Here is a 10,451-nt window from a genome sequence, read left to right as displayed (position 1 = left end):
GTCGTGGCGAGATCGTGCGGATCGGCGAAAGCCTGGGCGTGCGGATCGTGCGCATGTTCGACAATGCTTGAGAATTCGCCCAACCTGCTCGGCATTCTGATCGCCGTCGGCTTCGTCGGCTTGCTGCCGCTGGCGGTCGTCACGATGACGGGCTTCCTGAAAATCTCGGTCGTGCTGTTTCTGATCCGCAATGCGCTCGGCGTCCAGCAGATGCCGCCCAATCTGGTGCTCTACGGCATAGCGCTGGTGCTCACCGTCTACGTCACGACGCCGTTGCTGAGGGAGATGTCGGGGCGGCTTCAGGAGGGGCAGGTCCAGTTCCAGACGACGGATGACCTGGCCAGGGCGGCACAATTGGTCAGGGAACCGTTGCAACGACACCTGATGAAATTCACCCAGCCACAGGAGCGGAAGTTCTTCCTCGACGGAACGAGCCGCCTGTGGCCGGAAGAGGCGCGCCAGAACCTGAAGGACGACGATCTCTCGATCCTTGTTCCCGCCTTTGTCGCCTCCGAGCTGACCCGTGCGTTCGAGATCGGCTTCCTGCTTTATCTCCCCTTCCTCATCATCGACATCGTCGTCGCCAACGTCCTGATGACGCTCGGCATGATCATGGTCTCGCCGGTCCTCATTTCGATACCGCTGAAACTGTTCCTTTTCGTCGCCATCGATGGCTGGTCGCGGCTGATGCATGGCCTCATCCTGAGCTATGGCTGACGCCGCCGGGGGTTTTGCATGAGCAATGACTTCATCCTGGCGAAGGTCCAAGGCGCGCTTTGGACGGTGCTGTTCGCGTCCAGCCCGGCGATCATCGCGGCGCTGGCGGTCGGCATCCTTGTCGGACTTGCCCAGGCGCTGACGCAGATTCAGGACCAGTCCTTGCCGCAGACGATCAAGCTCGTCGTGATCCTTTTGGTCATCATCGTCGTCGGCCCGCTGCTTGGACAGCAGATCGCGGAGCAGGCCTCGACGGCGCTGGACGAGTTCCCCGTCGTCACGCGCTGAGGCACGCGGATGCCGGTCGAACCACTCTTCGCGTCGATAAAGGAGCTTCAGTTCTATCTGCTGGCCGGCGCTTTCGCGCTCGCGCGCATGACCGGTTTCATGCTCTTGATGCCGCTCTTTTCGCGGGTGCCGCTATCCGGGCTGCTGCGCAACGGCGTGGCTCTGGCGCTGGCGGTTCCGGTCTTTCCGATGATCGTAAACAAGCTGACGAGCACCGACATCACGACGACGATGATTGTGCTCTACATGCTCAAGGAGGTCGTGGTCGGGGTAACGCTCGGGCTGGCGATGGGCATACCGTTCTGGGCGGCGGAGGCTGCCGGCGACATCCTCGACCTGCAGCGCGGCTCGACGATGGGAACGCTGATCGACCCGATGATGACCCACGAGACGAGTGCCACCGGCACCTTGCTCGCGGTCATCATGGTCACGGTCTATCTGGCCGCCGGCGGCTTCGAACTTTCCCTGACCAGCCTCTATGACAGTTATGGCCTTTGGCCGATCGACCAGCTCATGCCCGTGTTCAGCAAGGATGCCGCCGTCATCTTCCTCGGTTTGCTGAACCGCATCCTGATGATGGCCCTGACACTCGTCTTCCCGCTCATCATCTGCATGCTTTTGTCCGACATCGTGCTTGCCTTCCTGGCGCGCGCCTCGCCGCACCTGAACGTCTTTGCGCTTTCGCTGGTCGTCAAGACGCTGGTCTTCAGCCTCGTCTTTGTCCTCTATGCGGCTTTCCTGCTGTTCTACATGAACCGGGACCTTGCCTTTCTGCACGAGGCTGGCCGGCAGATAGAGGCGATCGGCTGCCGCGGCTGCCGGTGAACGAAAAGATTTATTCGCAAACGCTAATGATAATAGCAGCCACCATTGGCCGACCAATAAATACAATTTATCGTTGGGGAAAGATTCTGACAATTTGACAAGCGGCCAACCCGCCGATGATCTTACGCGCTCTCGACGTGTCTCTGAAACGTGCATCTCACTTCGGAAGCCATGGCTCGCCTGACCACTTCATTGTTCTATGACAATTTGCGACTGGTCGATGCGGACAGGCTCCGCAGACTGGTCAGGATGGGTGCCTATGAAGGGCACACGGGGGGGCTTGCGCGCGGCAAGCTCCAGGCCAATGTCGTGATCGTGCCTCGCAGCTTTGCCGGCGATTTCCACCAGTTCTGCGTCCGCAACCCAAAACCCTGTCCATTGGTGGGCGTGAGCCGTGTCGGCAGCCCATTGCTCCCGGCACTGGGTGATATCGACATCCGCACCGACGCGCCCCAGTACAACATCTATTGCTTCGGGGAAGTGATCCATCAGACCACGGACATCATCGACCTGTGGCGCGAAGACTTCGCCGTGTTCGCGCTGGGCAGTTCGCTGACGGTCGAAGCCGCCCTTGTCGCGAAGGGCATCAAGCTCCGCAGCATCGGCTACGGCAACGTCTTGCCCAAATTCCGAACCAGGATCGAGACCCGCGGCGTCGGACCGTTTGGGGGCGAGATGGTCGTCTCCATGCGGCCGATAAGACAGTGCGACGTCGACAAGGTTCGCGCCCTTACCGCACGTTTTCCGCACGCCCATGGCTCTCCCATCCATGTCGGAGAGCCCGCCATCATCGGGATAGAGGACTTGATGGCTCCCGACTGGGGCGATGCGGTCGAAATCATGGACGGGGAGGTCCCTGTATTTTGGGGCAGCAGCCTGACCGCCCAGGATGCTCTTGCGCGTGCCGAATTGGCAATCTCGATCACGGTATCGCCGGGACACATGCTGATCACCGATGTGGATGCACGAGCGGGTGCGGGTGCCTTCAAGGTCTATTAGCTTGGCCGCGCAGGAAAACGATTGCTTCCTGACGATCGGCTATTGATCGCCTTGATTGCGGCTCGAATTGGTAATGGCAAGTCGAGCCGCGGACACCGCGCCGCCGCCAGCATAGATGAAAGGCCCCCTGCCTTCGGCTTATGGCGCGGAGATGAGTCTCAGGCCGCATATCTCGCGATCACGCCGGGCTGCCTCGACCACTGGGCATACCAGCTGTCGAACAGCTTGAGCTGCGCTTCGACATAGCCGCGCTGGCTGTCGGTCAGGGCATCCGTCTCGTTGAAGTGCAGCCGGTACTCGGGATCCCCTTTCAGCACCATCATGTGCTTGAAATAAAGCACCAGGTCCGGACCCTCGTCGAAGGAGGAGAGAACCGCGAGCGCGGCTTCGAGCTCCTGCGCGCGCTGGCGGGCCTCGACGTCACCCTTGGCGGCCGCCTGGCTCAGCCCGACGAGATGCAGAACCTCCTTCGGCAAGACATTGCCGATGCCGGTGATGGCGCCGGACGCGCCGCAATTGACGAAGCCGTGGAAGACGGCGGTGTCGACGCCGATCATCAGCGCAACCTCATCATCGCGGCTGGTGATGTTTTCGGCCGCATAGCGCAGATCCGCCGGGCCGCCGAACTCCTTGAAGCCGACGAGGTTCGGATGCTCGGCGCGCAGCGCGAAGAACAGTTCGGCGCGCGTGGCAAAGCCGTAGTAGGGGCTGTTGTAGATGACCGCGGGCAGATCCGGCGCCGCGGCGAGGATCGCCTTGAAGTGGTGGCGCTGCGCCGTCACCGACGGCCCGCGCGACAAGACGCGCGGGATCACCATCAAGCCCCTCGCTCCGACCTTCTGGGCGTGGGCGGCGTGGGCCACGGCCTTGGCGGTGTTGACCGCGCCGGTTCCAACGATCACCGGCACGCCGGCCTTCACCAGGCGCTCGACGCCTTCCATGCGCTGCTCGTCGGTCAGGAGCGGCCAATCGCCCATCGAGCCGCAATAGACCACGGCAGACATTCCGGCAGCGATCAGCTTGCGTCCCTTGCGCACGAGCGCCTCGAAGTCGGGAAGGCGGTCCTCCGTGCAGGGTGTCATCAAGGCCGGCATGCAGCCGGAAAAGATATTGGCGCCCATTGGGATTCTCCTTGAGGCTGGCTGGCAGATTGACCAGTTTGTCCCGGAGCGGCACTGCTTGCCAAGCAAATAGTGGCGGAGGCCAGGGAGAAACAATGCGCACCAAAACAAGCATTCGTGTCGTCGGCTGCCATGCCGAAGGTGAAGTCGGCGACGTCATCGTCGGCGGCGTGCTGCCGCCGGCGGGCCGCACGATGATGGAAAAGATGATCACGATGGAGCGCGATCACGACCACATCCGCCGGATGCTGATCTGCGAGCCGCGCGGCAGCGTCGCGCGCCACGTCAACCTCCTGGTTCCATCGACGCGCGATGATTGCGCCGCCGGCGCCATCATAATGGAGCCGACGGAATACCCGCCGATGTCTGGCTCCAACACGATCTGCGTCGCCACGGTGCTGCTCGAGACCGGCATGGTGCCGATGCAGGAGTCGGAGACGCGCTTCAATCTCGACATGCCGGGTGGCGTCATCGAGGTGCGCGCCGAATGCCGCGACGCCAAATGCGTCTCGATCACCTTGCGCAACGCGCCCGCCTTCGCCGAACGTCTCGATGCCAGCATCGAGGTCGAGGGGCTCGGCACGCTCACCGTCGACATCGCCTATGGCGGCATGTTCTACGCCATCGTCGATGCCAAGGCGCTCGGCTTTTCGGTCGCTCCCGACGAGGCGCGCGATCTGGCGGTGGCCGGCGAGAAGATCAGGCGCGCCGCGCGCGAGCAGCTGGATGTCGTGCATCCGGAGTTCGAACATGTACGCGGTGTCTCGATCGTGCAGTTCGCCATGCCGTTCCAGGGTCCGGGCAACGTCACCCGCAACACCTGCATCGTCTCGCCGGGACGCTCCGACCGCAGCCCAACAGGGACGGGCACGTCGGCCCGCATGGCGGTCCTGCAAGCGAGGGGCCTGATGCAGGTAGGCGAGGTGCTGATCCATGAATCGATCATCGGCTCCCGCTTCACCGGCAGGATCGTGGAGCTGACGGAAATCGGCGGTCGCAAGGCGATCGTTCCGGAGATCACCGGCCGGGCCTGGATCACCGGCGAGCATGCCTATTACCTCGATCCGACGGATCCATACCCCCAGGGCTATGTGCTGTCCGACACCTGGGGCACCTCCACTTCCGTGAAGCAGTAGAGCCCAACGTCAGGGCGAAGCTCGGGACGGAAAAGCCTTACACATTTTCCTGGAATTGCCCTAAGCGCCCGCCTGCTCAAGGATTGGCGACCTGGCATTGCTTGGCTCGAGCCTGATGTAGCAGGGGTTGGCTTCCTCCTTCAGCTTCTGCAACTGCACACGTGCCTTGGCGCGCAGCACGGGGTCGACGGGTTTGTCGGCCTTGTCCTGCACCGCGCTCAGGACCTTCGCTGCCTCGTCCATCTGCCGCAACTGCGCCAGGCTGCGGCCAAGGCCGTATTGCGCCCCGGGGAGGTCCGGATTGAGCTCCAGCACCTTGCGGAAGGCGTCCGCGGCCTCCGCGTGGCGACTTAGCGCCTGGTACTCGATGGCGAGCCTCGACCACGCCTTGAGCGACTGAGGGGCGATCTCGACCAGCGTGGCGAAGGTATCGGCAGCCGACCAGTGGTCGCCCTTGGCCGTCAGCAATTGCCCCAAACCGTAAAGGGTGCGGGAATGGCGGGGATTGACCTCGAGAATCTGGCGATAGCCGTTCTCGGCATTGGTCAGATTGCCCGCCTCATGGAACTTGGTCGCCTGCTCGAGCACGCTGCCGACGGATCTCGGGTCAAGCCGGTCACCGAGATTGCGACCGGTCCTGGTCTTGACCAGGACACAGTGGATGGCGGTTTCCTCGACGCCGTAGGAGTATTTGTAGGCCTCGTTGCCGCGCAGGAAGTCGTAACTGCGGAAGCCCTGTTCGATGGCACGGCGAATGCAATAGCCATGCAGCACAAGTCCCGACGGAATGTCGTTGGCGGTCTCGTCGCGCCCGGCGAGATGGAAGAGCATCGCCTTTTTGATCGGGTCGACCAGGAACGCCAGGCCGCCGAGCGGCTTGTCTGCCTGCCACAGGATCGGCAGGAACAGCGTGCCGCTCTCGAAGGCGTCCTTGAACAATATCCGATTGGACCGCATCAGGCCTGGGATCAGGTTGCCTTTGCGCGGCGCCCATTTGATGCGCCACATTTCGAGGATGATGCCGATGTCGCGGTCGATCGTCGAGGCGTCGGCATGGGTGATGCGAAACTCGTCGGAGCTGTCCAGCTTGCGCAGGAAGCGTCTGATCTTCTGTCTGGTGTTCGAACTCGTGTTCTGCTCGAGATAGCTGTCCCAATTTCCCGGCAGGGCAACGGCCGGGCAGATGCAATTGTCGACATTGTCGGTCTTGTTGACGCGCTGCATCCTTTGGGCGGTGAGCCGCTTGTCGACGAGATTGTCGAGCAGCAGGCGCCGCCTCTTGTCGGACATGCGCAGATTCTCGAGATGCAGCTTGGCCCAGTTCATCTTCAGCAGATGGCCGGCAAGCGCCGGGATGGCGCGTTCGGCAAAGCCCGGCGCGCAAACGATGCCGGCATAGTCGGCCGCGTAGTTGCCGGCCATATTGATTTCGTTGTGGCAGAAGCCGGTCTTCTTGTTCAGCCTGGTGCGCAGCCGCAATGGCAGCAGCGCGACATACGAAGTCCCTTTCGGTCCCGGCCGGGCCGCCAGCACCGACCAGCCGCCCTCATAGCGGCGCACATAGGAAGACAGGAATGTCCAGGAGAGGAAGAACTGGGCTTCGGGATCCTTTTCGTAAAGGTCGTCCCAGTTCTGCCTGAGCCCGTTCAAGGCCTCCCTTGTCGTAATGACATCGATCTGCATGGTGTCCCCCGAATAATTCCTCTTTCCCTGTTGCTCACTGTTCCATGAAGGCTCTCGCCATGCTGTCGGCGATCGGCTTCGTCAGATAGCTGAAGAACGTCCTCGACTGGGTTTGCACGAGGATCTCGGCCGGCATTCCGGGCGTCGGCTGAAAGCCGTGCACCCTCGCCAGTTCGCTTGCCGGCAAGCGCACGCGCGCCAGATAGACTTCCTTGGGCGTGGGGCCGCTCATCTCCGGCAATGCGTCGGCCGAGACATAGTAGACCTCACCCTCCAGGACAGGCGTGGTGCGCCGGTTGAGCGCGATCAGCCGTATCGAAGCCTTCTGCCCGACCTTGACGTTGTCGATGTCGGTGCGCGGCACCTGCGCCTCGATGACCAGGGGCACATCGGAGGGGAGGATCTCGAGGATGGCCTTGCCGCTCTCGATGACGCCGCCGGCAGTGTGGTAGTACATGCGAATGATCGTGCCGGGCACGGGGGCGTTGATGGTGACGCGGCGAAGCACATTCTCGGCCTCCCGCGACTGCTCGCGCACCGCGTCCAGTTCGGCCTCCAGGCTCTGCAACTCCTGAAGCGCGGCCTGGCGATAGGCATCCTTCGTCTGGCTTATCTGCTGCTCGAACCTGACGATCTGTTCGCGGTTCTCGGAGACTTCCGCCACCATCTTGCCGATCTGTCCGTCGGCATCGGCCATCGCGCGCTGGATCGCCTTGACCTCGGTTCCGCGGATCAGGCCCTGGTCGAGTAGCTTCTGCTTGCCGAGGTATTCCTCCTTGAGGAATTGCAATTGCCGCCGGACCGACGAGATCTGCTCGTCGATGCCTTCGTTGCGGAATTCCATCGCCTTCTTGTTCTGGTCGAACAGCGCTATCTCGCTGTCGCGCTTGCGTTCCGCAGCCTCGAAGTTGAGTTGCTGACTCTCCATGATCGGCGTGATTTCCGGGTCGTAGCGGTTGTCGAGGACGATCGCCGGGAACTGGATGCTGGGGCTGCCCTGCACCTCGGCGTTCAACCGCGCCGAGATTGCCTCGAGCCGAGCCTTGCGCAGGAACAATTGCCGCTCGTTGGTCTGGGCGGCGGTTTCATCGAGCTTGATCAGCGGCTGATCGAGGCTGACATGGTCGCCCTCGCTGACCAGGATTTCCTTGATGATGCCGCCCTCGAGATGCTGGACGATCTTGTTTTGCCCGGTCGCGACGAAACTGCCCTGGGCGATGATGGCGGACGCCAGCGGCGCCGTGGACGCCCAGGTGCCGAAGCCGCCGAAGGCCACGGTGATCAGCAGCAAGCCGACAGCCGTCTGCTTCCAGATCGAGCGCGGCACCTCGGAGTACCATTCTATGTCGTGAACTTTCGCGATGTCGGTCGTCATGTGATTGCCCGCCTACTGGATCTGGCCAAACGCCCCGCCTTCGATGCTGAGCCCGCGCGACGCCAATGCCTGCAGGACATCCTGGCGCATGCCGAACAGGGCGACGGTGCCGTTGACGAGCAGGAGTATCTTGTCGACGCTCTTCAGCAGGGATGGCCGCTGGGTGATGGTGATGACCGTGATCTTGTGCTCCTTGGCGTGCTGGAGAGCTCGTTCCAGCGCCGCGTCACCCGCCGAGTCCAGGTTCGAGTTCGGCTCGTCGAGCACGACCAGGCGGGGATTGCCGAAGAAGGCTCTGGCAAGGGCGACGCGCTGCTTCTGGCCGCCGGAAAGCGGGGCGCCGTCGGCGGCGACGAAGGTCTCGTAGCCGTGCGGCAAGGTGGAGATCATCTCATGGACGTCGGCAAGCGCGGCGGCCTGATAGATCTCGGCGTCCGTTGCGTCGTCGCGCATGCGGGCGATGTTGGCCTTGATCGAAGCGGGAAACAGCTGAACATCCTGCGGCAGATAGCCGATGTTCTCGCCGAACTGGCGCGGATCCCAGTTGCGCAGATCCATGAGGTCCAGCCGGACGTTGCCCGATGTCGGCAGGATGGAGCCGACGAGCATCTTGCCCAGGGTCGTTTTGCCGGCGCCCGAATTGCCGATGATCGCAAGCGAGTCGCCCGGCGACAGCGCGAAGGAAATGCCGTTCAGCACCACCCGCTTGGTTCCCTGCGGCACGAAGAGAAGGCGTTCGACGTCGAGACGGCCTTCGGGACGTGGCAGGTTCAGCCGTTCGAAATTGAGCGGCGACGACTGCAGAAGCGATGCGATCCGGCCGTAGGCGGCGCGCGCATGCACGACCTGATTCCAGCCCTCGATGGCGCCTTCGATCGGGCCCAGGGCACGACCGGCGATGATCGAGGCGGCGATGACCATGCCGCCGGTGAGATGACCTTCGATCGACAGATGAGCGCCCCAGCCGAGCATCGTCACCTGGGTCAGGAGGCGCACCGCCTTCGACAGCGAGGCAAAGACGATGTTGCGGTCCTGCGCGATCACCTGGGCGCGAAGGGAGTTGGCCGTGTCCTTGCCCCAGATCTTCACCGCCTCCGGAATCATCGCCATCGCATTGATGATCTGGGAGTTGCGCGACATGGAATCGAGATGGATGTTGGCCTTGCTCTGATGTGCGTTGGCTTCGCCGAAAGCGGCGGCCGTCGCGCGCTGGTTAAGCATCGTGATCATGAGCAGCATCAGTGCCGAGGCCGCGACGATGAACCCCTGATGCGGATGGATCAGGAACACCGCCAGCATCATGAAGGGAGCCATAGGCGCATCGAGGAACGACAGCAGCGTGCCGGATGTCAGGAAGGTTCTCAGCTGCTGCAGGTCGCCCAGGACCTGATATTCCTTGCCGTTGCTGTTGAGGGAGGCCCTGGCCGCGGCGCTGAGGATCGGCGCGCCCAGTTGGGCCGCGACCTCGACCGCCGTGCGCATCAGGATGAAGCGGCGAAGCGCGTCGAACATCGCCTGCAGCACGACGGCACCGACAATCACCACCGTCAGCATGACCAGCGTGTCGGCCGAGCGGCTGGTCAGGACGCGATCCGAAATCTGGAACAGGTAGATCGGGATCGCCAGGACCAGCATGTTGCAGGCAACGGTGAACATCATCACGATCGCCAGGTTTTTCCTGACCGCACTCAAACCGGCCTTGAGGGAGGCGCCGAAATCAACCGGTCCGAGGCGCTTGTGGAAGGCGCCGCTGCCGCCGCCACCGCCGCCCCGCCGGCCATTGTCGTCGCCGCGCGGGGGATCGCCGCCATCGGAGGTGCGCTCCCTTGCCACGATCGGGCCAGTGTCGCCATCTATGGTGATCATGCCTGGCGACTTGGGCACATCCTTCATTTCGGATTTCGATGGTTTTTCGGGCGTTTCCGGCACCGCCTTGGCTTGGGGGGCGGCCGTGCCTTGCGGCGCGGGCTGCGGCCTTGCAGCCGCCGGCGGCACTGTGGCGCCTTGCTTCTCGATCGGGGACGCGGCCTTGGGCTCGAGTCCACGCTGGGGCGGGGACTCCGGCCTTGCCGCCGCCGGTGCGGCCGTTGCGCCGTTCCTGTCGTTCGTCGATGCCGGCCTCGGCTCCTGCACCGGCTGTGCGGATCCGGGTCTTTGCGGCGCCGGCGTCGGCTCGGGAACGCGCGCCGGCGTGGAAGCAATGGCTGGAGCGCCGGCAGCGGTGTTCTGGCTCGAATGCCGCTCCTCAACCGGTCTGGCCGGTTGAGCGGAGGGTGCTAGGTTCGACCTGCCCGCCGCCGGCGCCGC

At 63.2% G+C, this 10,451-nt stretch carries 9 protein-coding genes and 1 pseudogene; 6 read left to right on the top strand and 4 right to left on the bottom strand.

Going from position 1 to position 10,451, the window contains the following annotated elements; translation table 11 throughout:
• Positions 1–63 precede the first annotated feature (63 nt).
• The 4 genes and pseudogenes from sctR to EN780_RS18400 form a co-directional block, all read left to right on the top strand.
• A pseudogene (gene sctR, locus EN780_RS18415) lies at positions 64–714 on the top strand (type III secretion system export apparatus subunit SctR); the annotation flags it as partial.
• A gap of 21 nt (positions 715–735) precedes the next feature.
• Positions 736–1,005 carry a flagellar biosynthetic protein FliQ gene (locus EN780_RS18410; protein WP_127285468.1) on the top strand — a complete coding sequence of 90 codons (270 nt, stop codon included), beginning with the start codon at positions 736–738 and terminating at the stop codon, positions 1,003–1,005.
• Positions 1,006–1,014: 9 nt separating this feature from the next.
• Entirely contained in the window at positions 1,015–1,830 is an 816-nt protein-coding gene (sctT, locus tag EN780_RS18405; RefSeq protein WP_127392986.1) for a type III secretion system export apparatus subunit SctT, read from the top strand.
• Positions 1,831–2,001: 171 nt separating this feature from the next.
• Entirely contained in the window at positions 2,002–2,829 is an 828-nt protein-coding gene (locus EN780_RS18400; protein ID WP_128274928.1) for a DUF1445 domain-containing protein, read from the top strand.
• 158 nt (positions 2,830–2,987) lie between these two features.
• Here the strand turns inward: EN780_RS18400 and EN780_RS18395 are convergent, their stop codons facing one another.
• On the bottom strand, positions 2,988–3,950 hold the full coding sequence (locus EN780_RS18395) for a dihydrodipicolinate synthase family protein (protein WP_128274927.1): 963 nt from the start codon (positions 3,948–3,950) through the stop codon (positions 2,988–2,990).
• Positions 3,951–4,045: 95 nt separating this feature from the next.
• Here EN780_RS18395 and EN780_RS18390 point away from each other — a divergent pair, with 95 nt between their 5' ends.
• On the top strand, positions 4,046–5,086 hold the full coding sequence (locus EN780_RS18390; protein WP_128274926.1) for a proline racemase family protein: 1,041 nt from the start codon (positions 4,046–4,048) through the stop codon (positions 5,084–5,086).
• A gap of 60 nt (positions 5,087–5,146) precedes the next feature.
• Here the strand turns inward: EN780_RS18390 and EN780_RS18385 are convergent, their stop codons facing one another.
• From EN780_RS18385 to EN780_RS18375, 3 genes are read right to left on the bottom strand one after another with little or no spacing between them, the layout of a single operon-like run.
• A complete protein-coding gene (locus EN780_RS18385) occupies positions 5,147–6,769 on the bottom strand; it encodes a GNAT family N-acetyltransferase (protein ID WP_128274925.1) in 1,623 nt (540 codons plus the stop codon).
• A gap of 34 nt (positions 6,770–6,803) precedes the next feature.
• Positions 6,804–8,144, bottom strand: a complete 1,341-nt coding sequence (locus EN780_RS18380) for an HlyD family type I secretion periplasmic adaptor subunit (protein WP_127312154.1) — start codon at positions 8,142–8,144, stop codon at positions 6,804–6,806.
• Positions 8,145–8,156: 12 nt separating this feature from the next.
• Positions 8,157–10,037, bottom strand: a complete 1,881-nt coding sequence (locus EN780_RS18375; RefSeq protein ID WP_245500013.1) for a type I secretion system permease/ATPase — start codon at positions 10,035–10,037, stop codon at positions 8,157–8,159.
• 136 nt (positions 10,038–10,173) lie between these two features.
• Between EN780_RS18375 and EN780_RS40700 the strand changes: the two genes are divergently transcribed.
• Positions 10,174–10,410, top strand: a complete 237-nt coding sequence (locus EN780_RS40700; RefSeq protein ID WP_189340667.1) for a hypothetical protein — start codon at positions 10,174–10,176, stop codon at positions 10,408–10,410.
• Positions 10,411–10,451: the final 41 nt, after the last annotated feature.

The sequence above is a fragment of the Mesorhizobium sp. M4B.F.Ca.ET.089.01.1.1 genome (genome assembly GCF_004022605.1).
GTDB classification, from domain to species: domain Bacteria; phylum Pseudomonadota; class Alphaproteobacteria; order Rhizobiales; family Rhizobiaceae; genus Mesorhizobium; species Mesorhizobium abyssinicae.
The sequence above is the reverse complement of the archived record's forward strand: the minus strand, read 5'-3'. Positions and strand labels throughout refer to the sequence as shown.